27 protein-coding genes, 1 pseudogene and 1 riboswitch are annotated in these 25,784 nt (G+C 35.3%); of the genes and pseudogenes, 24 read left to right on the top strand and 4 right to left on the bottom strand.

The window, feature by feature from the left end; genetic code table 11:
* Positions 1 to 7: 7 nt before the first annotated feature.
* The 5 genes from ccsB to ACX5JI_RS13555 all read left to right on the top strand — a co-directional run bounded on the left by ccsB (position 8) and on the right by ACX5JI_RS13555 (position 5,588).
* Positions 8 to 1,165, top strand: coding sequence for a c-type cytochrome biogenesis protein CcsB (ccsB, locus tag ACX5JI_RS13575; protein WP_459501552.1), 1,158 nt, complete (start codon positions 8 to 10; stop codon positions 1,163 to 1,165).
* A gap of 337 nt (positions 1,166 to 1,502) precedes the next feature.
* Positions 1,503 to 2,219 (top strand): DNA-binding response regulator ResD, encoded by a 717-nt coding sequence (gene resD, locus ACX5JI_RS13570; RefSeq protein ID WP_459501551.1) that lies wholly within the window; start codon positions 1,503 to 1,505, stop codon positions 2,217 to 2,219.
* Positions 2,219 to 3,994, top strand: coding sequence for an ATP-binding protein (locus ACX5JI_RS13565; protein ID WP_459501550.1), 1,776 nt, complete (start codon positions 2,219 to 2,221; stop codon positions 3,992 to 3,994). The genes resD and ACX5JI_RS13565 overlap by 1 nt, the downstream gene beginning before the upstream one ends.
* A 315-nt stretch (positions 3,995 to 4,309) precedes the next feature.
* Entirely contained in the window at positions 4,310 to 4,891 is a 582-nt protein-coding gene (locus ACX5JI_RS13560) for a cob(I)yrinic acid a,c-diamide adenosyltransferase (RefSeq protein WP_459501549.1), read from the top strand.
* 82 nt (positions 4,892 to 4,973) lie between these two features.
* Positions 4,974 to 5,588: a peptidoglycan DD-metalloendopeptidase family protein gene (locus tag ACX5JI_RS13555; protein WP_459501548.1), complete on the top strand. Its 615-nt coding sequence runs from the start codon at positions 4,974 to 4,976 to the stop codon at positions 5,586 to 5,588.
* 26 nt (positions 5,589 to 5,614) lie between these two features.
* On the opposite strand, the gene ACX5JI_RS13550 is transcribed toward ACX5JI_RS13555, so the two are convergent.
* Positions 5,615 to 6,301: a hypothetical protein gene (locus ACX5JI_RS13550; protein WP_459501547.1), complete on the bottom strand. Its 687-nt coding sequence runs from the start codon at positions 6,299 to 6,301 to the stop codon at positions 5,615 to 5,617.
* A 281-nt stretch (positions 6,302 to 6,582) separates the two neighbouring features.
* Positions 6,583 to 6,720: riboswitch (FMN riboswitch) on the top strand.
* 162 nt (positions 6,721 to 6,882) lie between these two features.
* On the opposite strand from ACX5JI_RS13550, the gene ACX5JI_RS13545 reads away from it, so the two are divergent.
* Positions 6,883 to 7,461: an ECF transporter S component gene (locus tag ACX5JI_RS13545; RefSeq protein WP_459501546.1), complete on the top strand. Its 579-nt coding sequence runs from the start codon at positions 6,883 to 6,885 to the stop codon at positions 7,459 to 7,461.
* A 119-nt stretch (positions 7,462 to 7,580) separates the two neighbouring features.
* Here ACX5JI_RS13545 and ACX5JI_RS13540 read toward each other — a convergent pair whose 3' ends face one another.
* Positions 7,581 to 7,829, bottom strand: coding sequence for a ferredoxin (locus ACX5JI_RS13540; protein ID WP_020059638.1), 249 nt, complete (start codon positions 7,827 to 7,829; stop codon positions 7,581 to 7,583).
* A 317-nt stretch (positions 7,830 to 8,146) separates the two neighbouring features.
* Here ACX5JI_RS13540 and ACX5JI_RS13535 point away from each other — a divergent pair, with 317 nt between their 5' ends.
* The 10 genes from ACX5JI_RS13535 (at position 8,147) to ACX5JI_RS13490 (ending at position 18,057) form a co-directional block, all read left to right on the top strand.
* A complete protein-coding gene (locus tag ACX5JI_RS13535; RefSeq protein WP_459501545.1) occupies positions 8,147 to 9,208 on the top strand; it encodes a YpbB family protein in 1,062 nt (353 codons plus the stop codon).
* The gene (locus ACX5JI_RS13530; protein ID WP_459501544.1) at positions 9,198 to 10,745 is read left to right on the top strand and encodes a RecQ family ATP-dependent DNA helicase; all 1,548 of its coding nucleotides are present in this window, start codon (positions 9,198 to 9,200) and stop codon (positions 10,743 to 10,745) included. The genes ACX5JI_RS13535 and ACX5JI_RS13530 overlap by 11 nt, the downstream gene beginning before the upstream one ends.
* Positions 10,726 to 11,289 carry a CPBP family intramembrane glutamic endopeptidase gene (locus ACX5JI_RS13525; protein WP_459501543.1) on the top strand — a complete coding sequence of 188 codons (564 nt, stop codon included), beginning with the start codon at positions 10,726 to 10,728 and terminating at the stop codon, positions 11,287 to 11,289. Before ACX5JI_RS13530 ends, ACX5JI_RS13525 begins: the two co-directional genes overlap by 20 nt.
* Positions 11,290 to 11,311: 22 nt before the next feature.
* Positions 11,312 to 11,800 carry a LysM peptidoglycan-binding domain-containing protein gene (locus tag ACX5JI_RS13520; RefSeq protein WP_459501542.1) on the top strand — a complete coding sequence of 163 codons (489 nt, stop codon included), beginning with the start codon at positions 11,312 to 11,314 and terminating at the stop codon, positions 11,798 to 11,800.
* Between the two features lie 246 nt (positions 11,801 to 12,046).
* Positions 12,047 to 12,838: a metallophosphoesterase gene (locus ACX5JI_RS13515; RefSeq protein WP_459501541.1), complete on the top strand. Its 792-nt coding sequence runs from the start codon at positions 12,047 to 12,049 to the stop codon at positions 12,836 to 12,838.
* Between the two features lie 379 nt (positions 12,839 to 13,217).
* The gene (locus tag ACX5JI_RS13510; RefSeq protein ID WP_459501540.1) at positions 13,218 to 13,820 is read left to right on the top strand and encodes a genetic competence negative regulator; all 603 of its coding nucleotides are present in this window, start codon (positions 13,218 to 13,220) and stop codon (positions 13,818 to 13,820) included.
* Positions 13,821 to 14,274: 454 nt separating this feature from the next.
* Complete coding sequence (gudB, locus tag ACX5JI_RS13505) at positions 14,275 to 15,558, top strand: NAD-specific glutamate dehydrogenase (protein WP_033675314.1); 1,284 nt, start codon at positions 14,275 to 14,277, stop codon at positions 15,556 to 15,558.
* A gap of 367 nt (positions 15,559 to 15,925) precedes the next feature.
* Positions 15,926 to 16,162: a DUF3961 domain-containing protein gene (locus ACX5JI_RS13500; RefSeq protein ID WP_459501611.1), complete on the top strand. Its 237-nt coding sequence runs from the start codon at positions 15,926 to 15,928 to the stop codon at positions 16,160 to 16,162.
* A gap of 268 nt (positions 16,163 to 16,430) precedes the next feature.
* Complete coding sequence (locus ACX5JI_RS13495; RefSeq protein WP_459501539.1) at positions 16,431 to 16,961, top strand: peptidoglycan recognition protein family protein; 531 nt, start codon at positions 16,431 to 16,433, stop codon at positions 16,959 to 16,961.
* A gap of 112 nt (positions 16,962 to 17,073) precedes the next feature.
* Positions 17,074 to 18,057, top strand: coding sequence for a YpdA family putative bacillithiol disulfide reductase (locus ACX5JI_RS13490; protein ID WP_459501538.1), 984 nt, complete (start codon positions 17,074 to 17,076; stop codon positions 18,055 to 18,057).
* 26 nt (positions 18,058 to 18,083) lie between these two features.
* Here ACX5JI_RS13490 and ACX5JI_RS13485 read toward each other — a convergent pair whose 3' ends face one another.
* The gene (locus tag ACX5JI_RS13485; RefSeq protein WP_459501537.1) at positions 18,084 to 19,058 is read right to left on the bottom strand and encodes an asparaginase; all 975 of its coding nucleotides are present in this window, start codon (positions 19,056 to 19,058) and stop codon (positions 18,084 to 18,086) included.
* A gap of 201 nt (positions 19,059 to 19,259) precedes the next feature.
* Between ACX5JI_RS13485 and ACX5JI_RS13480 the strand changes: the two genes are divergently transcribed.
* The 5 genes from ACX5JI_RS13480 to ACX5JI_RS13460 all read left to right on the top strand — a co-directional run bounded on the left by ACX5JI_RS13480 (position 19,260) and on the right by ACX5JI_RS13460 (position 23,694).
* On the top strand, positions 19,260 to 19,433 hold the full coding sequence (locus tag ACX5JI_RS13480; protein ID WP_459501536.1) for a DUF5359 family protein: 174 nt from the start codon (positions 19,260 to 19,262) through the stop codon (positions 19,431 to 19,433).
* Between the two features lie 132 nt (positions 19,434 to 19,565).
* A complete protein-coding gene (gene cmk, locus ACX5JI_RS13475; protein ID WP_459501535.1) occupies positions 19,566 to 20,243 on the top strand; it encodes a (d)CMP kinase in 678 nt (225 codons plus the stop codon).
* 409 nt (positions 20,244 to 20,652) lie between these two features.
* A complete protein-coding gene (gene rpsA, locus ACX5JI_RS13470; RefSeq protein ID WP_459501534.1) occupies positions 20,653 to 21,801 on the top strand; it encodes a 30S ribosomal protein S1 in 1,149 nt (382 codons plus the stop codon).
* Positions 21,802 to 21,813: 12 nt separating this feature from the next.
* On the top strand, positions 21,814 to 22,863 hold the full coding sequence (gene fni / locus ACX5JI_RS13465) for a type 2 isopentenyl-diphosphate Delta-isomerase (RefSeq protein WP_459501533.1): 1,050 nt from the start codon (positions 21,814 to 21,816) through the stop codon (positions 22,861 to 22,863).
* A 108-nt stretch (positions 22,864 to 22,971) separates the two neighbouring features.
* Entirely contained in the window at positions 22,972 to 23,694 is a 723-nt protein-coding gene (locus tag ACX5JI_RS13460) for a response regulator transcription factor (protein ID WP_459501532.1), read from the top strand.
* 54 nt (positions 23,695 to 23,748) lie between these two features.
* On the opposite strand, the gene ACX5JI_RS13455 is transcribed toward ACX5JI_RS13460, so the two are convergent.
* Entirely contained in the window at positions 23,749 to 23,883 is a 135-nt protein-coding gene (locus ACX5JI_RS13455; protein ID WP_016114084.1) for a YpzI family protein, read from the bottom strand.
* Between the two features lie 119 nt (positions 23,884 to 24,002).
* Between ACX5JI_RS13455 and ACX5JI_RS13450 the strand changes: the two are divergent.
* From ACX5JI_RS13450 to ACX5JI_RS13440, 3 genes and pseudogenes are all read left to right on the top strand, one after another.
* Positions 24,003 to 24,613: pseudogene (locus ACX5JI_RS13450) on the top strand (YphA family membrane protein).
* Positions 24,606 to 25,499 carry a YIEGIA family protein gene (locus ACX5JI_RS13445; protein ID WP_459501531.1) on the top strand — a complete coding sequence of 298 codons (894 nt, stop codon included), beginning with the start codon at positions 24,606 to 24,608 and terminating at the stop codon, positions 25,497 to 25,499. Before ACX5JI_RS13450 ends, ACX5JI_RS13445 begins: the two are co-directional and overlap by 8 nt.
* Positions 25,496 to 25,681 (top strand): capping complex subunit for YIEGIA, encoded by a 186-nt coding sequence (locus ACX5JI_RS13440; RefSeq protein WP_459501530.1) that lies wholly within the window; start codon positions 25,496 to 25,498, stop codon positions 25,679 to 25,681. Before ACX5JI_RS13445 ends, ACX5JI_RS13440 begins: the two co-directional genes overlap by 4 nt.
* The last annotated feature ends 103 nt before the right edge of the window (positions 25,682 to 25,784 follow it).

The raw sequence follows: 25,784 nt of genomic DNA, 5'->3' as shown, positions 1-25,784 counted from the left end.
AGAATATATGGTGCAAATAAGCAGTAACTTTCTATTTGCCGCGTTTATCTTATATTTAATTGCAACACTATTCTTCGGCGGAGCGATTAAAGAAAAAGGACGGAAGTGGGCAAATATAGGCATAACCATAACAATTTTAGGATTTGCCGCTCAAACTGTATATTTTATAACGAGATGGATCGCTTCAGGACATGCGCCGGTAAGTAATTTCTTTGAGTTTGGTACATTTTTCGGCATGATGCTTGTTGGTGCTTTTATTGTTATGTACTTTATGTATCGTGTAAGCATAATTGGACTATTTGCATTACCAGTAGCGCTTTTATTAATTGCATATGCAAGTATGTTTCCTAGAGAAATTTCACCTCTTATTCCATCGTTGAAAAGTAATTGGCTACATATACATGTAACAACGGCAGCGGCTGGACAGGCTATTTTAGCGATTAGTTTTATTACAGGTGTCATGTATTTACTTAAAAATGTAGATCAATCAACAAGAACGAAACGAACATTTTGGCTTGAGACAGTCGTATTTACACTCGTTTGCACAGTCGGATTTATAGCGATAACAACGGTTTATTCGGCAGCGAAATATGAAGCGAAGTTTGAATGGGTGGATAAAAATGAACAAAAAGTAGAGATGAAATATAATCTCCCTGCGCTAGTTGGACCTCATGAAGGGAAGTTAATAACAACCGGAAAATTCGAACCTATTGCAGAAATGCCTGCTATCATAAATGCAAAGAAATTAAATACAGTGATTTGGTCAGTGCTTATTGGAACGGGACTATATATTGTATTACGATTCATTTTACGAAAAAGAGTATCAGCGGCCCTTCAGCCAGTAGTGAAAAATGTTAACAGTGATTTGCTTGATGAAATTGGATATCGATCTATTGCGATTGGATTCCCCGTCTTTACGTTAGGAGCTTTAATTTTTGCAATGATTTGGGCGCAAATTGCATGGACACGCTTTTGGGGATGGGATCCAAAAGAGGTGTGGGCACTTATTACATGGCTCTTTTATGCTGCTGTTTTACATTTACGCTTATCTAAAGGTTGGCATGGAGAAAAATCTGCATGGCTTGCAGTAATTGGATTTGCGATAATTATGTTTAATTTCATCGTTGTAAATTTAATTATTGCTGGCTTACATTCGTACGCATAGGATGTTATCCCTATACAGTTGAACGTGATAAAATAGGAAGGTGGTTGTCACTTTCCTATTTTATTTTTGTCAATTTCTTTTCTTTTTTGAGAAAACCATGGCAATATAAAGGGTGATTTTGTAAAATGATGTCGAGGCCTAAATGCCTTGGTCAAAAAAAATACATATTTTTGGAAAAGAAATGAACGAATTTTAGTATTCTTGTGAAGCAGAATTACTAAAGTGGCAGTATAACACTTTAGAATTGTCTATTTATGAGATAAGAGTAAGAACAGTAGTATATTATAGAAAGGTAGGTGTGAACCGTTGTTATGTTTTTTTCAGGCAGCGGGAAGCAATGGGAAACGAACCAAGAATTTTAATTGTAGATGATGAAGATCGTATTCGTCGTTTATTGAAAATGTATTTAGAAAGAGAACAATATATAATCGATGAGGCTGACAATGGCGATACTGCTTTAGAAAAAGCGTTGCAAAATGATTACGATTTAATCTTATTAGATATTATGATGCCTGGAAAAGATGGAATTGAAGTGTGTAAAGGGATTCGTGAGAAAAAAGCAACACCAATTATTATGCTGACAGCTAAAGGTGAAGAAGTAAACAGAGTGCAAGGATTTGAAGTTGGCTCGGATGATTATATCGTAAAGCCATTTAGTCCACGCGAAGTAGTTCTTCGTGTAAAAGCGGTACTACGACGTTCGGTCACAACAACATTCTTTACACAAGATACAACTACAAAAGATGTGATTGTATTCCCTCATTTAACAATTGATAACGATGCGCATCGTGTTACAGCTGATGGCGATGAAGTCAATTTAACGCCAAAGGAATACGAATTGTTACTATTTTTAGCAAAGGCTCCTGATAAAGTATTTGATCGTGAGCAATTGTTAAAAGAAGTATGGCAATATGAATTCTTTGGAGATTTACGTACAGTAGATACGCATGTAAAGCGTTTGCGAGAAAAATTAAGTAAAAAATCATCTGATGCAGCGAAAATGATTGTAACTGTATGGGGTGTTGGTTATAAGTTTGAGGTTGTGAACGACTGATGCTTTGGAGAAGTGTAGTAGGAAAGCTGTGGATGACAATATTGCTTCTTGTTTCATTTGTTCTTGGCTTTGTTGCCATTTTGCTTTCGCAGTTTTTTGATAATTACTATATTGAAATGAGTGAAACACGGCTTACAAAAGTAGCTACAAGTGTTGCAGAATTAATTGAAGAAGGGGCAGACGAAAAGACGATAGAGGGTATTGCATATAAATTTACTGATCCGCTCTCACGAATTATTATTGTGAAAGAGGATCAGGAAGTTTCTTCTTCGCCGAAACAAGAAGGATTGATACATCTTACGATAGACGATTTGAAAAAGGATAAAGAGTTAGCAGCTGTTTTTATTGATAAAAAAGAAAATAAAGAAACAATAAAAAAAGTGTCTGATGATAAATCGAACAAAAATTCTGAAAATGACATTATGATTGTTGGTAAGCCGCTGCAATCATCAAATCATAGCGCGGTGTTTGTGTATCAATCATTGCAAGTCCCAAAACAAGGTATGGAAAAAGCGACAGATTTTATTTTTCTATCAGCGGGAATTGCAATTATTTTAACCACGTTTTTTGCATTTTTCTTATCGACACGGATTACAGCTCCACTTCGAAAAATGCGTGAAGTGGCTTTTGAAGTAGCGCGTGGAAAATTTGATACGAAAGCTCCTATGGTTTCACAGGATGAAATAGGAGAACTAGCAACAGCTTTAAATCAGATGGGAAAACAATTAAAGTTTAATATTAATGCATTGCAACAAGAAAAAGAACAACTCTCTAGTATTTTAAGTAGTATGGCGGATGGAGTTGTAACGCTGAATCAAGAGGGTGAGGTTGTTGTTATCAATCCGCCCGCCGAACATTTCTTACAAGTTTGGCAAGAAGAAAAAGAGTTAGAATTAAGTAGGAATTTACCACCGGAACTTGTGGAATTATTCCATCTTGTAGTAGAAAGTGAGCAACAGCAAGGTATTGAAATTAATTTACAAAAGGGTAACTACGTGGTCCTAATGACACCGTTATATAATCAAACGAAGATTCGTGGTGCTGTGGCGGTACTTCGAGATATGACAGAAGAACGTCGTCTTGAAAAAATGCGTAAAGATTTTATTGCAAATGTGTCTCATGAATTGCGTACCCCGATGGTTATGCTTCAAGGGTATAGTGAGGCAATCTTAGATGATGTTGTTCAATCGAAAGAAGACATAAATGAATTTGTACAAATTATTTACGATGAGTCTGTACGTTTAGGGCGTCTTGTAAATGAACTTTTAGATCTAGCACGTATGGAGAGTGGTCATGTAGAGCTTCATATATGTGAAGTGGATATTCATCCATTTGTTGAGAAAATTGCCCGTAAATTTCAAGGGATTGCACAGGATAAAGAAGTACAGTTAACTGTGGATTTCCGTAACCAAATTGCAGAACATCAATTTGATCCAGATCGTATGGAACAAGTATTAACGAATTTAATTGATAATGCGATTAGGCATACAAATGCAGGTGGTCATGTAAAACTTGTTATTGATACGAAAAATAATGGTTTAGTCTTTGAAGTCCAAGATTCAGGTGCTGGTATTCCTGAAGAAGATATTCCATTCTTGTTTGATCGTTTCTATAAAGCTGATAAAGCAAGGACACGCGGGAAAACAGGCGGGACTGGTTTAGGACTTGCAATTGCTAAAAATATTGTTCAAGGTCATGATGGGAAAATCTCTATAGCGAGTATCGTTGGAGAAGGAACAACATTCTCCGTATATTTACCAGAACAATCAATATAAGTGATATTGTTGTGAGTGAGTACTGAAGTTCTAGTATTTTTTATTCTTTTTGAGTTTATAATATTTTCTCAATGGAATGAAGAATATTAGAGCTTTTTGTTTTATTATGCTATTTGTAGATGGTGGTCTCTTTGTGAAATTGGATTGAGAGACAAAAAGATAAGATTGGGGAAAGAAGAAATCCATGTTGATTTGTTAGCGTATAAATTGCAGTTATGAAAACAAAAGAAGGTTTTAATTTATTTCTAAAATCCACACTTACATTAGTAATAGCTAGTGTAAGGAATAAAAATTAAAAAGAGAGGTGTAGAAAATTTGAAACTATATACGAAAACAGGAGATAAAGGGCAAACGAGTGTTATTGGTGGACGAGTTGCTAAAGACGATATCCGTGTAGAAGCATATGGAACCATTGATGAGGCGAACTCTTATATTGGATATGCGATGACTATGATTCAAGAAGAACAATTTCAAGATATACATGGTGAGCTTGAAAAGATTCAGCATGAGTTGTTTGATTGTGGTGGGGATTTAGCAATTATGCAACAAAAAATGCGGTATACAGTAAAGGACGAAATGGTTATATATTTAGAAAAACAGATCGATCGTTACATAGAAGAAGCTCCGCCGTTAGAGCGTTTTATTTTACCTGGTGGGAGCTCAGCGTCTGCGATGATTCATGTTGCTCGTACGGTGACGAGAAGAGCTGAGCGGCAGATTGTATCCTTAAGAAGGAAAGAAGAAATAAACGACGTGGTATTACGATATGTGAATCGATTATCTGATTATTTATTTGCAATTGCTAGAGTGATAAATGCTCGTCTTCATGTGAACGATGTCGAATATAAACGAAGTGCAATTGTTTTTCGAAAAAAGGAAGAGAAGGAAGTGGAGTAATTCACTTCTTTTTTGTATACTTTTTTCCGTAATATACCACAATAGAGAAAGCGTGACGGTTATCAAAAAATGGAGGATGTATATGAAAGGCTTAAAAATCGGGGTGCTTGTCTTTGGATTGTTGTTTAGTTCTCAAATATATGCTTATGCTGAAGACGGGAGATGGACGTGGCCTGTAGATGGAAGAATTAGTGACTATTTTGGAACGAGAAATGGAAAACACTATGGTATTGATATAGCTGCTTCAGTTGGAACGCCGGTTGCGGCAATTCGAAAGGGAATGGTAACAAAATCCTATTTTTCAAATAGTTATGGACATGTAGTGTTTATTAAACATGGAGAATATGAGGCTGTTTACGCTCATTTAAATAAGAGATATGTATTTCAAGGAGACCGAATTGAAAGCGGCGAGATAATTGGTGAAGTAGGAAACACGGGTGAATCACGAGGTGCACATCTGCACTTGGAAGTCCATAAAGGCGCCTGGACATTTGGAAAAAGAAATGCAATGAATCCGTTGCTTGTCTTAAATGAAGAAAGAGATCAAGTGGCCTCGGTATCAATATATATTGTACAAAAAGGGGATACACTGGTTAGTATTGCCCGGAAGTTTGGTATAACTGTTCAGGATATAAAAATGAAAAATACATTACAACAAAATCAAATTTATCCAAATCAAAAGTTATACATAAATTAAAAAAGGGCTAGTATCACTAGCCTTTTTTACCAAAAAATAAAGACGCATATAAACCCAGAAATCGCTAAATAGCTATAATAATAAAAGACCTTTGCTCTCGTCTTTTCCCTCGTTCGAAATAATACAATGGTTGGCTCGATTAGTCCAATTGTAAAGCAAAGTAGACCAAGAAGCATGCAACCGATTGAAAAAGAATACAAGGCAACTTGTATTTGTTGGAATGGAATCATCCATTTTAATAAAAATGCAATAAGTGCAGTATAACATATGCTGCCAATATATTTGTTTAAAGTTGTATTAGAACGAAAACCAGGAAGCTTTTTCAAAAAGGATCGGGAAACAACTTCTGTTTGTAAAGAAGTATGTTCTTCAATTATTTTTTGGGCTTCTTTCCCTTTATGAAAGAGAGAGAGAATCCAATTCCGTTTTCCTTGGAAAACAAATTGTGATGTTGTTAAATAGTGATCAACTTTCACTCTGTCCCAACTTTTCCAAGGATGACGTTCGCATAGCTTTAGTTTACTTTCTGTTGTTTTATCATACTGATAAATACTAATTCCTTCTTTGTCAAAAGTAGCATAGTATGTTTCTCTAGAAAATGCGCCTAAATCAATTGGACAGTAGAAAAGTAATTCCTTTTTTAAATAAAAGTATTCTTTTCTTAAGTTTTTTTTCATCGTTTCTTGAATCGATTGTCTTTTTTCCTTCTTCATGACATTTCCTCCGTATTAAGAAAATGCTCTTATCTTAACAATTCAATATCTTATCACTTTTCTGTATGGATGACTAGGGAATTACATAGGAAAAATCCAGATTGTAAAAAATATGGATTATATGGTCAAATAATTCGCTGGTAGTAAGCTTAAAATATTGTAAGATTTGTTTTAAACGTATAGATTCCTACCGAAATACCACTTACTATTCATAAGTTATAAACATTTTTATTCACAACTGAATGAGGATGTTGTATAATGGTGAGGAAAATAGAATATCGGTCTATCTTCGGGGCAGGGTGAAAATCCCGACCGGCGGTGATGAACAGAAGTTTTTCGTTCTAAGCCCGCGAGCCGTTAAGGCAGGATTTGGTGAGATTCCAAAGCCGACAGTACAGTCTGGATGGGAGAAGATGGAGGTTCAAGCGTTCAAAAAAGATAGTTCTTTGAACGTCTGTTTGATGTGCCTAAAAATTCTCCCTTTGTGTAAATCGCAAAGGGTTTTTTCATATTATGAAAAATGGGCATAGCAGAACCTTTCCACTTTCCATGAGATGATCGATGGAAAAGGAGAGAGAAAGATGAAACAAAAAAACAGTGTAGTACAAATGGTGAGTGTAGCGATGCTTAGTAGTATTGCGTATTTGCTTATGATGTTGGATTTTCCGTTTCCAGGACTTCCGCCGTTTTTAAAAATCGACTTTAGTGATGTGCCAGCTTTAATCGCAGCAATTCTTTTTAGTCCGATTGCAGGAGTAGTGGTAGAAGGGATAAAAAATATCCTTCACTATGGAATTCAAGGTAGTTTAACAGGGGTCCCAATTGGAGAGGTAGCTAATTTTGTAGCGGGATGTTTATTTATTGGTCCAGCAGCATTTTTATTTCGTAAGCATCGCACAGTGAAAAGTTTAACAACGGGGTTAATGTTAGGAACGGTTATGATGTCTATCATTATGGGTGTGTTAAATTATTTCATTATTTTACCAGCGTACACTTGGTTTTTAGATCAGCCTGCTATGTCTAGTAGTAGTATGCGACAAACGGTTGTAGCGGCGATTCTGCCATTTAATTTAATTAAAGGAATTGTTGTAACAATTGTATTTGTAGCGTTGTTTTCACGTTTAAAGGTATGGTTATTTGCAAAAATGAAAAATGCGTAGAAATTTTGGTCGTCAGCTAGGAGCATCCTGCTGACGACGGTTTAAATGGTTAGTTAGATGAATAAACAAAAAATCCCCCTCATAAAAATGAGGGGGATTTTTTGAAGTTAATAAAAAGACTATTCGAATTTTAAAGCGTCACCATCGAATGTTTCGTCAGCAACTTTAATTGAGTCAGTTGGACAACCTTCAAATGCATCCATCATGTCATCGATTAATACATCTGGAATTTCAACGATACCTTGGTTATCATCTAATGTTACAAATGCAATTCCTTCATCATCGTAGTCATAAATATCTGGTGCAGCAGCTCCGCATGCTCCACATGCGATGCAAGTGTCTTTATCAACAATTGTATATTTTGCCATATCTTTTCCCTCCTGATAATACGTATGTGAAAATAGTCGTTATAAAAATTATAACCTTATTGTAAAACGGTTTTTCAAACTTTTCAACATAAAATTATAATGATAATGCTTATCAATTAGAGTGTCAACTTATTTTTAAGTTATTTCACAAGATTTTCAAAATGCCTAAATGCTGTACAGTTTGATACAATAGACAATATAGAATAGAAATTTTATCAGTTAGGGCTTTTCATCCCCGTTGATAGTAAGTATTGGTTAATTGAGCTATTACTATTAGTGAATAGCGTTATACATGTAAGGGAAAGGTGGAGGCTGTGATGCAATTACAATATACGTTATTGTATTGTATAAAACAATTAGATGGTGAACGAACTGTTTCTTCCATTTATCACCTTTTAAAAGGAAAACGTTCTTCACAAACGTTACAAGACGGAAATATATTTCACATTTCTTTTTTATTTGGAATATATAAGTCATTACAACGTGTAGATTATGATCAGGAAATTGAAGATATATTACATAAAGGCTGGGTTCAAAGTGTAAACGAAAATACGTACATGTTAACGTATGCTGGAAAAGAACAAGTAAAAAACTTGGAGAAAACATTTTATTTTCCACAGTATTTACACGGTTTACACTATGGAGATGTTGGTGAACTCTTTTGGAAACGACTTTCATTAATTGTTCAAACTGTGTCAAACTTGCAACATAAAAATAGCAAATTCCTTCCGATTCAACAAGATCCAGAAATCATGATGTGGGTCAAGCGATTTCTCATCGGAATACCGTATGCAAGAGGCAAACTTTCAGAAAGCTTATGGAAAGAGGTACATATGTTACTGCAGGATACCTTGCCGGTAGAAGCAATGATTTTTACATATCGACTAACAGGGTATGAACGGATTGGATACACATTAAAACAGCTTGCAGAAATTACAAATCAAGATGTATTTCGCGTATACTTGTTATTTTGGGGTACCATTCATTTCATCATTCAATCTGTTCGAGAGAATGAAAAAGATTTTCCGTTATTAACAAAGATTATTTCTTATCCAAATGAAAGGGCGGATTTGTTTAGTTTATCTACTCAGAAAACATATCAGCTTTGGAGACAAGGGCGTTCTTTAGAGGAAATTGCAACAATTAGAAATTTAAAAGTTGCAACAATCGAAGACCATTTTGTAGAAATCGCATTAAGAGAAAGAGATTTTTCTATTGAAATGTTTATGAAAAAAAATAAAATCAAGCAGGTGCAGCGCATTATTGAGACATTACAAACACGTAAGTTACGTGTATTAAAGCAAGCTGTAGGAGAAGGGGTTTCTTATTTTGAAATCCGCCTTGTATTAGCGCAAATGGAGGTTGTAAATGAGTCTTGAGGCTGATTTGTATAAGTGGTTCGGTTATAACGAATTTCGGCAAGGGCAGAAAGAAGTTATTGTAGATTTATTACAAGGAAAAGATGTTGTAGCGATGCTTCCCACTGGAAGAGGAAAATCCATGTGTTATCAGCTACCTGGTTTGATGCAAACTGGAACAGTACTTATTGTTTCGCCGTTATTATCTTTAATGGAAGACCAAGTAGCTCAGCTTAAATATATAGTGAAGGACCGTGTAATTGCGTTTAATAGTTTTCGGACAGTAATTGAAAAAAAGAAAGCAATAAGGAAATTATCTTCTTATAAATTTGTCTTTGTCTCACCTGAAATGCTGCAATCTGAAGTAATAATAAGAGAACTAAAGAGGATTCATATTTCGTTATTTGTTGTAGATGAAGCGCATTGTATTTCACAATGGGGCTATGATTTTCGGCCGGACTATAAAAAATTAGATCAAGTTATTGCGGATATTGGGCATCCTCCGGTATTAGCATTAACAGCTACTGCAACAAAAGAAGTGTTACAAGATATTGCGAAAAGTTTGAAACTTACAAATGTAGCAGAGCATTTGTATTCGATTGATCGTCCGAATATTGCAATGGAAGTGCAATTTGTACAAACAATAGAAGAAAAAAAGGAAGCACTTCTCACGCAAGTTATGTATTTACAAGGACCAGGAATCATTTATTGCTCTAGCAGGGCCTGGACGGAGCGTCTGACAGAATATTTAAGAGGTAAAGGTATAACAGATGTTGCATTTTATCATGGCGGAATGGAACATGAAGAGAGGATGTTAATTCAACAGCAATTTATGAATGATCAATTACAACTTGTTATATGTACAAGTGCATTTGGCATGGGGGTAAACAAACCGAATACAAGATATATTATTCATTTTCATTATCCAGCGAATATTGCTTCTTATTTGCAAGAGATTGGTAGGGCGGGAAGAGATGGAGATGAAAGTATTGCAATTTTACTTTGTAGCCCGTTGGATCACGATCTACCAGTTTCTATTATTGAGGATGAATTACCAAATGAACAACAGATTCAATTTTTGTTTTCTTTACTAAAAGAAAAGGTGTTTCAAACACAAGTATTACCAATAGAAGATGTGAAAGAAATTTGTTATAATGCGGCAAGGTTTAGTGAACAACATTGGCGTTTTGTCCGCTATCATTTAGAAAAGATGAAAATCATACAACAAAATGAGCTCATCATGGAATCCTTGTCAGATGAGATAGTGAAAAAATTAATGTTAGAAGTGAACGAGCGTCTTCGAAATAAGTATAGTCAATTAGAAAATATGAAATCGTGGCTGCAATTTAAAGGATGTAGACGAGAAAAAATGTTACAGCAATTTGGTTATCAGAAGGAAAGTGAGATGGAAAATTGCTGTGACTATTGTGGTATTTCAAAAGAAGATTACAAAAAAAGACAAGCAAGACAATCAATTTTCGACTATAATTGGGAAACAGAGTTACAATTGCTCTTTGGTATGAGAGAACGGAGGAATGATGAATATTCAAAGGCGTAATATGGAAGACATAGGTCCGAAAGAAATACGGCTTAATCTCTACATAACACAGTTAATAATTATAGGTATTGGTTGCATCTTAGCCTATATGTTATTTCCAAATAGGAATGAATTTTATGATTTATGGAAATGGGAACCCGTTTCTATATTTATAATAGGCGGCATGGTCGCGAGTGGTGTTGTTGTATTTGATTATATCGCAATGCAAGTGTTTCCAGAGTCGTGGTTTGATGATGGTGGAATTAATGAGCGAATGTTCCAAGGGATTTCAGTACTCCAATTATGCGTTATTACGCTTGTTATTGGATTTGCCGAAGAGTTTTTATTCCGGGGGGTATTACAGACTCATTTTGGACTTATCATTGCAAGTTTGATTTTTGCTGTTTTACATATTCGATACGTGATGAAGCCATTTTTATTTTGTTTTGTATGTATGATTAGTTTTGTATTTGGTTATGTGTTTCAATGGACAGGAAATTTATTTATAACAATCTTTGCACATTTTCTTGTTGATTTTATAATGGGGCTTCAATTGAGAAAATAAATGGAAGGTGGTGGTGAACAACATGAGAAAGCAAATTCCCGATTTTGAAGAAGACTTTGAAGAAGAGTTGGAAGAAGAACAAACAGAAGAAGGTTTACCGCCGCGAAGTGAGATTCATAAAGATAAAGAAAAGAAAAAATCTAAATTTAAGATTAATCACTTTTTTGTTCGAGTTTTAACTTTTTTGTTTATTTTGTTGCCACTTAGTATTCTATGGTATACGGATAAGTATATTGAAGTGAAAAGCGTAAAAGAGAAGGATGCCCCTGGAAAAAATGCGTTTGAAGTGATTTTTTTCGATTCCAATAAACAGGGAGAAGGAGAAAAGAAGGGGAAATTTGAAACGCATATTGTCAAGGAAGGTGAGACGTTCGAAAGTATTGGGAAACAGTATTTTCCCGATGAAGATGGGGCTACAATTATTAAAAATTATAATAATTTACAAGATAATCAGTTAGAAGTGGGAAAGGAATTGAAAATTCCTATTACAGGAAAAAACGGGAAAGAATAGAGATGAAATAGTTTGGATTTGGCTATTTGTAAGTAATAAGTTCTTTGCTTCAAAATGTATTAGAATGAAAATATAACTTTTCATAAAAGATTGATTGGTGAGATCTAGTAATCGGTGGAGCTACAGTTAGGGCCGCTGATTAAAATTTTACTTTATATGCGTGAACTGAAAAAATAAGTGAAGCATTCAATTTTATAGCAATATGATTTGAGGGAATTATATTATATTTTATTGAGAGGGAAGTATATGGTATGGATTTTAGGCGGTACGTTCATATGTATAGGCTTTATTTGTCTTTTTATAATGCATCGAGAAGCGTTGCGTGATACATTGCTAGAACATACTTTATCATTTGAGGATTTTCCGATAAGTTTTGGAAAGGTTAGGATTTTTTTTATTTCAGATATTCATAGAAGAGTGGTTTCTCCTTCTTTAATTGAAAAGGTAAAAGGGAAAGCTGATCTTGTTGTTATTGGTGGCGATTTAGCTGAGGAAGGTGTATCGTTATCACAAGTTGCTGCTAATGTACAAATATTAAGTGAAATTGGTCCTACATATTTCGTATGGGGAAATAATGATTATGAAATTGACTATCATGAATTAGATGCGTTATTACTAGAACATGATGTGAAAATCCTAGATAATACAAGGGTGCTGTTTGAATCGGAGTGTGGTGACAAGCTTTGTTTATTAGGGGTGGATGATGTTGGATTAGAGCGAGATCGCTTAGACTTGGCGTTAGCAGATTGTCAAGAAAATGGCTTTCGAATTCTTATTAGTCACAATCCGGATATTGTAAACAAAATGTCTGGGCAAGAACAAATTCCACTCGTATTAAGTGGTCATACGCATGGAGGACAAATTCGTTTATTTCATTCTAAACGATATTTAAAAGGCGGTGTGTATAAGTATCCGAATACAACTTTGTTTGTAAGTAACGGATATGGCACGACTTTCATTCCACTGCGTTTTCGAGCACCAGCTCAAACGCACTTAATTACGTTGCAAAGTGAGAATCTTAAAAAGGTTCATGATTGAAGTGAGCAGTCAAAAAGTCCAAGCTTATGAGAGAGTAATCGATTGCAAAATCAAAATTCGTTGAGATAACGTATAGCAAGGAAGTATTTTTAGTAGACGATACCTTGTATTGTTTGTTAAAATACATGTCTGTGAATTATGAAATGAGGCATTTGTTATTTATCCCGCTACTTGCGGGCTGCCCGTAAAATCTCGATTGGTGAGGGGCTGATAATCAGTGATGGATGAAGAAAATCCTCACTGATTAAAGTTTCACTTTATATACAAAAAAATAGGATAAATGATTAAAAATGTCCGAATGGTCGTTCGAAAAGAACCATCTATTTTCTATTTCATATAATAACAATTAGATACAGCGGTTACGTAGGGAGGTTACAAGATGAGGCTGGAACGTTTGAATTATAATAAAATCAAAATTTTCCTAACGTTTGACGATCTATCTGAGAGAGGATTGACGAAGGAAGATTTATGGAAAAATGCTCCAAAAGTACAGCAGTTATTTCGTGATATGATGCAAGAAGCAAATAAAGAACTTGGATTTGAAGCGGATGGTCCAATTGCAGTCGAAGTATTTTCTTTACAGGCACAAGGAATGGTTGTGATTGTCACAAAAGAAAATCACGAAACGGATACAGAAGATGAGTTTCGTGATGATTTTATTGAGATGCAAGTAACTCTAGATGAGAGTGAGCATATATTATATGAATTTGCAACATTTGAAGATGTGATTACTTTGGCGAATCGATTGTATAATCTCGGTGTAACAGGAGGTAAACTTTACACATGGGATGGACGTTTTTATCTTTGGGTGGAAGAAGAAACACCTTTACTAAAGGCGGATATTATTGCGATTTTAGCGGAATATGGTAATTCTTCTACAGTGACGATTTATCGTGTTATGGAATATGGAAAAGAATTAATGGCTTCTGAAGCTATTCAACAAATATACAAGTATTTTATCTTGAAACAAAACCTCAGCTAATATAAATAGTTTGAGGTTTTGTTCGTATATAAATACAAATTGAAAAAATGACATAAAACCATTCTTTTTAGGCGGGAGAGAGCATCCGGCCATGCATAGAAGCGGTCAGCCCATCTTCCTGCCCCATGCCAAGTTAAAACAAAGAGAGAAAATGAGTGTGGTTCAATTTTTGTTCTTCATAACAGCGGGTTATGTGCCCTAAAATCAAGATGGATTTATATATATTGTGCTATTGGAGAGGCTAAAATATAGGATGGTATAAAAAACATTTAAATATTTAAGTATTTTACTTTTCTAAAAGTGATAAAAGGACTATAATAATAGTGAAAACGCTTGCAAAGTTGAATAATTTGTATATATTTGTTAGCGTTTTCTATTGCATTCCAAATTTAACGGTGTATACTAGGCAATGAAGGTTTACTAAACAAGTGAAATTACAGGGGGTTTACTTACTATGGTAGCCGAAAAGGGAGCTCAAACACAAACACAACAAAGGGAGCAGCACTTTGAATTGTTAAATTCAACACAAATTGTTATTAATGAAGCCTTAGAAAAGTTGGGTTATCCAAACGAGGTATATGAATTACTTAAAGAACCAATTAGAATGATGACAGTGAAAATTCCAGTTCGTATGGATGACGGGACTGTTAAAATATTTACAGGATATCGCGCGCAGCACAATGATGCTGTTGGTCCAACGAAAGGTGGAATTCGCTTCCATCCAAACGTAACAGAAAACGAAGTGAAAGCACTTTCTATTTGGATGAGTTTGAAATGTGGTATTGTTGATTTACCATATGGTGGAGGTAAAGGTGGTATCATTTGTGATCCACGAGAAATGTCTTTTCGTGAATTAGAAAGACTAAGCCGTGGATATGTACGAGCAATTAGCCAAATTGTTGGTCCAACAAAAGATATTCCTGCTCCAGATGTATTTACAAACTCGCAAATCATGGCATGGATGATGGATGAATATAGCCGCATCGATGAATTTAATTCACCTGGATTTATTACAGGTAAACCACTTGTATTAGGTGGATCTCACGGTCGCGAAACAGCGACTGCGAAAGGTGTAACAATCTGTATTCGCGAAGCTGCTAAAAAACGCGGTATCGATATTAAAGGCGCTCGCGTTGTTGTTCAAGGGTTTGGAAATGCTGGTAGTTTCTTAGCTAAATTTATGCATGATGCTGGTGCAAAAGTAATTGCGATTTCTGACGCTTACGGTGCATTGCATGATCCAAATGGACTTGATATCGATTACCTATTAGATCGCCGTGACAGCTTCGGAACAGTAACGAAATTGTTTAACAATACAATTTCAAATAAAGAGCTATTAGAGCTTGACTGTGATATTTTAGTTCCAGCTGCAATTGAGAACCAAATTACAGAAGAAAATGCTGCTAATATTAAAGCTAAAATCGTTGTAGAAGCAGCGAACGGCCCAACTACATTAGAGGCAACAAAGATTTTAACAGATCGTGGTATTTTACTTGTTCCGGATGTATTAGCAAGTGCTGGTGGTGTTACTGTATCTTACTTTGAATGGGTACAAAATAACCAAGGGTACTACTGGTCAGAAGAAGAAGTAGAACAACGTTTAGAAAAAGTAATGGTAAGATCATTTGATTCCATTTATGAAACGTCACAAGTTCGTAAAGTAAACATGCGTCTAGCAGCTTATATGGTTGGAGTACGTAAAATGGCAGAAGCTAGCCGCTTTAGAGGCTGGGTATAATAGAACAGAATGTTTAGAGAGAGCGTGGTTTCCTTTAAGGAAACCACGTTTTTTGTGGAGGAAAATAATAGGGATTATGCGAAGGGAGTTTTATCCCGATTGGTGAGGGCTAATAATCAGTGGGGGATGAAGGAAATCCCCACTGATTAAAACATAAACCGTATGCATTTTTCGTGCTGTTTCACTTTGCATGGCCATGAATGCTCTATAATTGGAAAATGTATGATTGGACTTAGGGAATTATATTGTTACTATTTAAAAATAGATGTCTAATTATAAAAAACAAAAAAGAACACTTGTTCCTAACGAACGTTTGTGCTATACTCTTCTTAGATAAACAATTCGGAAACAAAATAAGGAGAGATTAATAATGAAAATGACAGCAGACCAAAGATTTATGATGCCAACAGATGTTATGGAACGAGTAGAAGTTTTGCGGGGGAATCATGTGAAACGTTCATCTTTTTTACAATCCGTGAATAATTTTTTCGGTCTACATACAAAGGAAGACTGTGTTTGGTTTTATGGCTTTTATGGAACGGCTGTAAGTATTTTATTATTTATGATATTTACTTCAAATATTTTTGATTTTCTCTTTGTATAAGAAATGTATTATATAAAACTATCTTGATTCTGTAACATATAAGTTGTTACTTTAAAAAATAAAAGGTAGATCTGTATTTGTTTTTGCCCTTTGTTTTTATTTGACGAGGATAGGAAAATGGGCTAACTACCGCTATGCATAGCGAGACGTTCTCTTATACATACAGATTCGGTTTTGTATCGTTTTTTTAATTTGTATTTATATAGGTATGAAAATTGAATACATATATAAGGAAGAAAGGTAATTTTCTAGAGCGGAGTTGATAGACATGGTGATGTTCCCTATAGAGCGGAATTATATTGGATATGGAAGCTCACGGCCAGGGATTCGTCTTTCAAAGGTGAGGTTTATTGTAAGCCATGATACGGGAAACCCAGGGAGCAATGCAATTGGGAATCGAGATTATTTTAATGAAATACAACCGAAAGCGTCTGCGCACACTTTTGTAGATGATACGACCATTTTAGAAATTATCCCAATTGATGAGGTAGCGTACCATGTAAGATATAATGTACCGATAGATAATGAATTATTTGGTTATGATGCAAATAAAGCGGCAATTGGTGTTGAAATGTGTTATGGGGGTAACGTTAACTTTTGGAATTCATATACGCGATTCACATGGTATCATGCTTATTTATGTCATACATTTAATTTAAATCCCAAAACAGATATTGTATCTCATAAAATGCTCGACCCTACAAGGAAGATTGATCCGGAAAATGTATTTAGTCAACAAGGAATAAGATTCAAACAATTTTTAGCGGATGTCTATCGAATGTACGTATCGTTTAGATGACAAATGTATAAAAAATGAATACAATAAAGATAGATACCTACTGCTGAAAGTAGGTTTTTTCTTGTTTGATAATAAGTAGGAATTGAAGCAAAAGACTAGGAGTGAACCGAGTATGCAAAAAGAAACAGCTATTATAATCGGGGGCGGACCGTGTGGATTAGCAGCGGCGATTTCATTGCAGCAAGAGGGAATTGATCCACTAGTAATTGAAAAAGGAAATATTGTCAATGCAATTTATCACTATCCAACTCACCAAACGTTTTTTTCCTCAAGCGAAAAGTTGGAGATTGGTGAAGTGGCTTTTATTACAGAAAATCGTAAACCAGTTCGTAATCAAGCTTTAGCGTATTATCGTGAAGTGGTAAAACGTAAAGGGGTACGTGTAAATGCATTTGAACGTGTAGAACAAGTTCGAAAAGACGGAGATTTCTTTCAAGTAAATACGACGAAGCGTGATGGAAACAAGGAGACATATATAGCAAAGTATATTGTAGTGGCAACCGGGTATTATGACAATCCAAACTATATGAATGTTCCAGGAGAAGATTTAAAGAAAGTATCTCATTATTTTAAAGAGGCACATCCTTATTTTGATCGAGACGTAGTTGTAATAGGAGGGAAAAATTCAAGTATAGATGCAGCGCTAGAACTTGTGAAAGCTGGAGCGCGTGTAACGGTGTTGTATCGCGGTGGAGAATATTCACAGAGTATTAAGCCATGGATTTTACCTGAATTTGAAGCGTTAGTTCGTAATGGTACAATTCAGATGCAGTTTCATGCTCATGTAAAAGAAATTACTGAACATACACTTACGTATACAAGTGAAGAAGAATCTTTTACGATTCAGAATGATTTTGTGTTTGCGATGACAGGGTATCATCCTGATCATAGCTTTTTAACAAAAATGGGAGTAGAAATTGATAAGGAAACAGGACGCCCAATGTATACAGAAGAAACAATGGAAACGAATGTTGACAATATCTTTATTGCGGGTGTTATTGCAGCTGGAAATAATGCGAATGAAATCTTTATTGAAAACGGAAGATTTCATGGGGGAGCAATTACAAAAACAATTATATTAAGAGAACAAAAATAAGCTGTCGAATTTCGACAGCTTATTTTTTAATCGTGCATAAACATTTGTTGGATCTTGTCTTGAGAGTGAGCACATTCTAAGGCAACAAGTAGTTTGATACGAGCCTTTTGGGCGTTTAAACCGTACGTGAAAACAATACCCATATCCTTTAATTGTTTTCCCCCGCCCTCATAGGAATATACGTCTTGAACAATGCCGTTAAAACAACGGGAAACAAGAACAATTGGAATTCCTTTATTGATTAAGCGTTGCAAACTTGGGAGTGTTCGTGGTGGTAAATTACCTTGACCCAGTGCTTCGATTACAATACCGTCTACCGGTAGGTTTTCAATAGCAGTTAATAATGTATCATCCATACCAGCGTAAGCTTTTAACACAACAACATTTTTAGAAATTTGTCCAACTTTATATGTTTCATGATGTACGAGAGCGTGATGGAAGACAACACCGCGCTTTGTTACCATACCGATTGGGCCGTATTGAGGGCTTTGGAAAGTTGCGACGTTACTCGTATGTGTTTTTGTTACATTTGTTGCACAGTGAATTTCGTCGTTTAATACGACAAGAACACCTTTTCCGATTGCTTCATTGCTACTTGCTACTTTTACAGCAGATAAAAAGTTATATAAACCGTCAGCACCTAATTCGTTACTAGAGCGCATTGCCCCCGTTACAACGATTGGGATGTTTACTTGTACAGTTAAATCTAAAAAATATGCCGTCTCTTCTAATGTATCTGTACCATGTGTAATGACAACACCATGGATGTCTTCGTTTTTTATTCTTTCGTCGATGATGACTTGTAATTGCAACATCTCACTAGGAGTCATGTGAGGAGATGGAAGATGAAACACATCTTCAACAATTAAATCAATCGTATCCTCTAAATCAGGAATGAATGTTAAAAGAGGATTTTGTTCCCCTGGCTGTACAACCCCAGTTTCTTTATCTTCCTCCATTGCGATTGTTCCACCTGTGTGTAAAACTAGGATTTTTTTCAATGCTTATACCCCTTTCCAGTCGAAAAATACATTTAGAACATACCATGTTTTCGCTAGATTGGACAATGAAAATGTATAAAAGTTTATATAAGAAATTAAAATAAAGTTAACTACTGTATATTGGGATAATGGAAGACGGTATTTTTTATGTTTTCTATCGTTAAGTTGTTGGAGTGAGAAAAAAAGAAAAGAGGATATTTTTTGAGAAAAATTGAGAGAGTTTTAATTCGTATAGTATGCATTCAATTTATTTGTCTCTGTATAATTCAATTACTTTTTATGCAAGAATCTACAGTGAAATACTTGTCGAAAATTGTTTATTATGAAGGTGTTATAAGTAAAAGTACAACTGAATTTTTACAAGTGAATAAGTAGTTTTCATTTTCTTCTAGTAAGGATTGTGCTACAATAATTGAGGATTTAATCGGCAGGAAACAAGCGAGAAGAAGCAGGGGGATTGTACCTGCTTTTCATTTTGTTTTATAAGTGAAAAAATGAGGTGCTACAATGGATAAACGAATTTCAATTGCGATAGATGGTCCAGCGGCAGCTGGAAAAAGTACAGTGGCAAAGATTGTTGCGAAAAAACTTTCTTATGTGTATATTGACACAGGGGCGATGTATCGTACGCTTACATATGCTGCTCTTCAGCAAAGTGTAGATATTGAAAATGAAGAAAATTTAATGGCAGTTTTAAAAAATGTAAATATCGAGTTTCAACACGGTGAAAATACACAACTTGTTTTCTTAAACGACCAAGATGTATCTGAAGCGATTCGTACACCGGATGTAACAAATCGCGTATCAATTGTTGCTAAGCATCGTCTTGTTCGTGAAGAGATGGTACGACGTCAACAAGCTCTAGCAGAAAAGGGCGGAGTGGTAATGGATGGTCGTGATATTGGTACGCATGTGTTACCTAATGCAGAAGTTAAAATTTTTATGCTTGCTTCTGTTCAAGAGAGAGCGGAGCGTAGACATCTTGAAAATGAGAAAAAAGGTTTCGCTTCTAGTTTAGAGCAATTGAAAAAAGAGATTGCTCAGCGAGATAAGCTTGATTCAGAGCGAGAAGTTTCTCCATTAAAAAAAGCGGATGATGCGTTGGAATTAGATACAACGTCCTTATCGATTGAAGAAGTTGTCCGAAAAATTATGGATATTGTTTCTGGAGAATTTGTAAAGTAAAGAAAGGGGAATCCTCTTTCTTTTTTTTATTATTTTAACCGAGAATCACCCGCTTTAAGCCCGTGTAAAGGTAGGTAAGGATAGTTCAATTGAAAAACATCAGTGTAATGGAGAAGGATAAGACACTTTTCTTGACAAATGAGTCAATTTATAAGAAGTTAGTAAAAGAAAGTGTCAGAATATATTCGCTATTATATTTTAAAACATACTTTATTCAAGGTGATTTTGCTGTATACTATTTATATAGGTTGCTATATCTTCTATGCAGTATAGAGTAAATAATAGGGTTGTTGTCTGCATTAGAAGTGAGTATATGCTAAAACATTCTTATAACATGCAAATGAAAGCATTTGTTTTCATTTCGTATATACATAAAAAAGCTTTGTCAATTCTGTAGGGAGGTATTTCCATGGTAGAGAAAATGAATGAAGAAGTTGTGGATTCAAAAGTATTACAAGTGGGTGATGTTGTTACGGGTTCTGTAACAAAGGTTGAAGAAAAACAAGTTCTTGTAAATGTTGGATACAAAACAGACGGCGTTATTCCAATTAGTGAATTAGCTAACGTTCATATTGAAAAGGCGAGCGATGTTGTAGAATTAGAGCAAACTCTTGAATTGAAAGTTATTAAATTAGAAGATGATGATCTCGTATTATCGAAACGAGCTGTTGATGCAGAAAAAGCATGGATAGAATTACAAGGGAAATTTACTTCAGGTGAAGTATTTGACGTTACTGTAAAAGATATTGTGAATGGTGGTTTAGTTGTGGACTTAGGAGTCCGTGGATTTATTCCAGCTTCACTTGTAGAAGTGCACTATGTAGAAGATTTTACTGATTATAAAGGAACAACATTAGCGGTGAAAATCGTTGAATTAGATCGTGAAAAGAATCGTGTGATTCTTTCACATAAAGCAGTTGTAGAACAAGAATTAGATTCGAAGAAAAAAGCAGCAATTTCTTCTTTAAAAGAAGGAGACGTTGTGGAAGGTACAGTTCAACGATTAACTGACTTTGGTGCTTTTGTGAATGTTGGTGGTGTAGATGGTTTAGTACACATTTCCCAAATTTCTCATGATCGTGTTGCCCAGCCTTCTGATGTGCTGACACAAGGACAAAGTGTAAAAGTTAAGGTGTTATCAGTTGATGCAGATACGCAGCGCATTTCCTTATCGATTAAAGCTGCTCAGCCAGGGCCTTGGGAAAATGTGTCTGCTGAAGTTAAAGCGGGTGACATTAGAGAAGGTGTAGTGAAGAGAATTGTTACTTTCGGTGCTTTCGTTGAAATTTTACCAGGTGTAGAAGGACTTGTGCATGTATCACAAATTGCAAATCGTCATGTGAAAAATCCAAATGAAGTATTAGAAATGGGACAAGAAGTGAAAGTGAAAGTACTTGAAGTTCACGAAGCAGAAAAACGTATTTCTTTAAGTATAAAAGAAGCTGTTGAAGAAAATAATGAGACAGAAGATTATAGTCAATATGAGCCGAATTCTGAGTCTGCGACTTTCCAATTTAGCGATATTATTGGTGAACAACTGAAAAAATTAAAAAAATAAAGAGGGATACAAGTGGTAAGGGCAAAACGAAAATTAGATCACATTGAATACGCTCTTTCTACCGGACAGTCTCGTACACATGGTTTTCATGATATTGCATTTGTCCATCAAAGCTTGCCAAATTCAAGTTATGAAAGCATTACATTTGAAACGAAAATCGGCGAACTTTCTTTAAGTTCGCCGATTTTTATCAATGCGATGACTGGTGGTGGTGGAGATCACACATTACATATTAATGAGGAATTAGCACATGTGGCGAAGTATCACAATCTTGCGATGGCTGTTGGTTCTCAAATGGCAGCATTAAAAGATGAAAGAGAAGCATCTTCTTATCGAATTGTTCGAAAAGTGAATCCAAATGGAATCATTTTTGCAAATTTAGGTAGTGAAGCAAGCGTTGAACAAGCGAAATGGGCAGTTGATATGATTGAAGCAAATGCTTTGCAAATACATTTGAATGTCATTCAAGAACTAACAATGCCAGAAGGTGATCGAGATTTTACAGGTGTATTAGACCGAATTGAAAAGATTGTTCTCAGTTCTGAAGTTCCAGTTATAGTGAAAGAAGTAGGGTTTGGCATGAGTAAAGAAACAGTACAGCAATTAGTGAATGTTGGCGTTACAGCTGTAGACATTGGTGGCTATGGAGGCACAAATTTTGCGGCAGTTGAAAATGAACGAAGGCAGCGAATGCTTTCTTATTTTAACGATTGGGGCATTCAGGCGGCGTCCTCGATAATAGAAGCGTCCTCTACAAATAATAACCTCTCTCTCATTGCATCTGGTGGTATACAAACCGCTCTTGATGTAGCAAAAGCGATTGCCTTAGGAGCAAGTGCGACAGCTTTTGCTGGATATTTTTTACGTATATTGATGAATGATGGTACTCAAAATTTAATTGATGAAATAGAACTTTTACATACAGATTTACAATTTATTATGACGGCTCTTGGAGCGAGAACACTTTCTGAGCTGCAGCGAGTACCGCTTATTGTGAAAGGCGATACATATCATTGGTTATCACAGCGTGGAATTGATACTACATGCTATAGTCAGAGATAATGTATTCTCATATTTTCCTTTTTCTGTAGGAAATTTGTTTATTACAAGGTGAAAATAAAATCAAAAAGAACTCAACCCCAAAAATCAACTGAACGGTTGATTTTTTTTATGTTTTCGTTCCGTACAATGAAGAAGGGAGGAGAAGATGAACAGTATGTAGCTTCTTTATTGAAATATGCGATAGAATTTGGGGAAGATGATATAGAACAAATTGATCTGTTTGTTTCTATGTATCATCAAAAAAGGGCAAGAAATCGATTGCGGATGGAAGATCGGCTATTATATGCGAAGATTCTATCCCGGAAAGGAAATATACAGGAATCACTAAAATTAGTTGATGAAGTTGGAGAATTTACAAGAAGGAACAAGATGCGAATTGCACTCGTTGATTCATTACTATTAAAAATCCATATACTAGAAAGTAATAAAAAAGGCGAGCGAGAACAGCTGAATTTATTAAGAGAAGCTGTCTATTATAGCTATGAAAATCGTATTATGTTGCCGTATAAACTAATGGAAAAACAATTGAAACCGTTACTAATATATTTGAAAAAAGAACGATTACAAGATTTAAATAAGGCAGAACAGGATTTTTTATTTGGTTTATTGGGAGGAAAAGAGCAAGAGAAAATTGATATGGTTTTGAGTCAGAGAGAATTAGAGGTGTTAATTGTTCTAGCTACTGGAGCGACGAATAAAGAGATTGGTGAGAAACTCTTTATTTCAATTTCAACGGTTAAAACACATATTATTAATATATATACGAAGCTCCAAGTTTCTAATCGTGTAGAAGCAATAAAGAAAGCATTAGAGAATGGATTCATAACATAATGAATTGTGAGGAAATGAAAAAAACAGCCGACAGCGGCTGTTTTTTCATTTTGTTTAATGTTGGTTTTGCTTGCGAGCTTGTTCTGGTGTATCAAGACTCGTTGCACCAGGATATTGCAATGATTGATCACGATCTGATTCAACGCGGCGTGATTGTTTTAACTTCTTTTCTTGGCGGTCTTTTCCCATCGTTATGTACACCTCCTTATATAGAAAGTGTTGCTGTTATAAGAAAAACTATACAAAAAGACAAACAGGATTAGTTTTCATAAAAAGTTCCCATAATGGAAATGATAGGAGGGGAAAATATGGAGGGAAGTTATTTTTATTTCGTAGCGTGGATAGGGTGGATTGTTACAACGTTTTTGTTGAAAAAAGATGAAATTCGTTGGAAAGGCAGTGCTGTTATATTAATGTTTATTATTTGTTCGCAGCTAACTGTATCGATTGCTTCTTTCACTGTATCAATAAATGCTCTTATACTTGGCGTGATTTCGTTTTTGGGGATTACGCTATATACGATTTGGAAAAAAATATATGCCTTATTGTCTGCACTTATCATTGCTATGCTATATACAAGTTTTCATTTATTGGAGGTATATGATCCGATTTGGATTGTTATGGATCGAACCTTTATGCTAAGCGGAGCTCTTGTATATGCATCGATTTTATTACAACGAGATCGTTTATTGCGTTTATGTTCTTTATATGCCGGCGCATTACAAGGGGAAATATTGGTAACATTTATTTTTCGTAGGCTTCATTTTCCATATGAATTTGGTAGTTTGACATTTTTTGATATCATTGCTGTTTCTACACTACTTGTTATGATGATGCTTTATCTCGTAAAAATGTCAGCGTACAGAGGATTATTTAGGAAAAAACATGTAAAAGAAAGGCAAGGATAATACATGACTGAATATACATCAGCCATTTTATGTGGCGTCATTGCTGGAACAATAACGCGAATTTTGATGCTTCGTACAGATACGAGGCAGTATCCGACACGTTTACATGGGAAAATCATTCACATTGCTATGGGACTAATCGCAGCAGCGTTAGGGGCGATTGCTATTCCGTCTATTTTGAAGAAAGATTTTTCAGCGATTACCTTCTTGACTTTAGCTGCGTCTCAATTTCGGGATGTTCGAAATATGGAAAGGAATACACTGCAGCAATTAGATGGATATGAGCTCGTACCGCGTGGAAACACGTATATTGAGGGAATAGCTCTTGTGTTTGAAAGTCGCAATTATTTAGCGATGTTAACATCATTTGCAACAACATTTACATATATAGGTTTTCATTCGTGGATAGCTGGTGTTGCCGCTGGTATAGTAGGTTTTTTTATTGCAAAAATGTTAATGTCTGGAAAAAGACTGCGCGATCTTGTAGATATTGAGTACGTTCCTCTTCGATTTGAAGGAGCGGGATTATATATTGATAATATTTATATTATGAATATTGGATTGCCAGCAAGACAAGAAGAAATTATGAAGTATGGAATGGGATTTGTTTTAAAGCCTAAGTCTATTGACGCAAGGGTGACAATTTCCAACCTTGGACAACGGCAAGCCATTTTACATGATGTTTCGGTTGCATTGGGCATATTTAGAGATTCTGGAACCCCTGCGTTAGTTCCGTTAGCTAAACGGGATTTAGAAGATGGAAGAGTTGGGGTATTTGTACTTCCGCAAGATCAAGATGTAAAAAAGGCGATTGCGGTAATAGGGAATGTACCGACGTTAGAAAGTGCGGTACATATGTCATCAGAGGCCCCAAAAGGAAGGGGAAATAGAAGATGATGTTAGAAAGTTATATTCTTGCTGTCATTACAACAACGCGAGAAAAATTTGCGGGCGGAGCACCTTTATTTATTTGTGAATCGGACGAAGAAATGGAATTTGTTGCAAATAATTTAGAGGCAATTTTAGATGGTATTGCACATCGCTTACAAGAGAATGTATATATTATTGTGAAACATTAGTAACGTGTGCTATAATATGAGGTGTTTTGATACGTTGAGAAATATTCTGGAATGCAAATCCCTTCTTGCACAAAGAAGGGTTTTTTACATAATAAACAGAAGC

The organism is Bacillus sp. C1, from assembly GCF_054570475.1.
This window is presented reverse-complemented; position numbering and strand designations above follow the sequence as displayed.

Excerpts from the sequence above, each read along its gene's own strand:
- rpsA (WP_459501534.1), top strand. The coding sequence starts at position 20,653 with ATGGTAGAGAAAATGAATGAAGAAGTTGTGGATTCAAAAGTATTACAA.
- ACX5JI_RS13550 (WP_459501547.1), bottom strand. The coding sequence starts at position 6,301 with ATGAAGAAGGAAAAAAGACAATCGATTCAAGAAACGATGAAAAAAAAC.
- ACX5JI_RS13490 (WP_459501538.1), top strand. The coding sequence starts at position 17,074 with ATGCAAAAAGAAACAGCTATTATAATCGGGGGCGGACCGTGTGGATTA.
- gudB (WP_033675314.1), top strand. The coding sequence starts at position 14,275 with ATGGTAGCCGAAAAGGGAGCTCAAACACAAACACAACAAAGGGAGCAG.
- ACX5JI_RS13460 (WP_459501532.1), top strand. The coding sequence starts at position 22,972 with ATGTTTTCGTTCCGTACAATGAAGAAGGGAGGAGAAGATGAACAGTAT.
- ACX5JI_RS13525 (WP_459501543.1), top strand. The coding sequence starts at position 10,726 with ATGAATATTCAAAGGCGTAATATGGAAGACATAGGTCCGAAAGAAATA.
- ACX5JI_RS13540 (WP_020059638.1), bottom strand. The coding sequence starts at position 7,829 with ATGGCAAAATATACAATTGTTGATAAAGACACTTGCATCGCATGTGGA.
- ACX5JI_RS13535 (WP_459501545.1), top strand. The coding sequence starts at position 8,147 with ATGCAATTACAATATACGTTATTGTATTGTATAAAACAATTAGATGGT.
- ACX5JI_RS13445 (WP_459501531.1), top strand. The coding sequence starts at position 24,606 with ATGACTGAATATACATCAGCCATTTTATGTGGCGTCATTGCTGGAACA.
- resD (WP_459501551.1), top strand. The coding sequence starts at position 1,503 with ATGGGAAACGAACCAAGAATTTTAATTGTAGATGATGAAGATCGTATT.
- ACX5JI_RS13440 (WP_459501530.1), top strand. The coding sequence starts at position 25,496 with ATGATGTTAGAAAGTTATATTCTTGCTGTCATTACAACAACGCGAGAA.
- ACX5JI_RS13515 (WP_459501541.1), top strand. The coding sequence starts at position 12,047 with ATGGTATGGATTTTAGGCGGTACGTTCATATGTATAGGCTTTATTTGT.
- ACX5JI_RS13565 (WP_459501550.1), top strand. The coding sequence starts at position 2,219 with ATGCTTTGGAGAAGTGTAGTAGGAAAGCTGTGGATGACAATATTGCTT.
- ACX5JI_RS13530 (WP_459501544.1), top strand. The coding sequence starts at position 9,198 with ATGAGTCTTGAGGCTGATTTGTATAAGTGGTTCGGTTATAACGAATTT.
- ACX5JI_RS13510 (WP_459501540.1), top strand. The coding sequence starts at position 13,218 with ATGAGGCTGGAACGTTTGAATTATAATAAAATCAAAATTTTCCTAACG.
- ACX5JI_RS13545 (WP_459501546.1), top strand. The coding sequence starts at position 6,883 with ATGAAACAAAAAAACAGTGTAGTACAAATGGTGAGTGTAGCGATGCTT.
- ACX5JI_RS13555 (WP_459501548.1), top strand. The coding sequence starts at position 4,974 with ATGAAAGGCTTAAAAATCGGGGTGCTTGTCTTTGGATTGTTGTTTAGT.
- cmk (WP_459501535.1), top strand. The coding sequence starts at position 19,566 with ATGGATAAACGAATTTCAATTGCGATAGATGGTCCAGCGGCAGCTGGA.
- ACX5JI_RS13520 (WP_459501542.1), top strand. The coding sequence starts at position 11,312 with ATGAGAAAGCAAATTCCCGATTTTGAAGAAGACTTTGAAGAAGAGTTG.
- ACX5JI_RS13495 (WP_459501539.1), top strand. The coding sequence starts at position 16,431 with ATGGTGATGTTCCCTATAGAGCGGAATTATATTGGATATGGAAGCTCA.
- ACX5JI_RS13455 (WP_016114084.1), bottom strand. The coding sequence starts at position 23,883 with ATGGGAAAAGACCGCCAAGAAAAGAAGTTAAAACAATCACGCCGCGTT.
- ccsB (WP_459501552.1), top strand. The coding sequence starts at position 8 with ATGGTGCAAATAAGCAGTAACTTTCTATTTGCCGCGTTTATCTTATAT.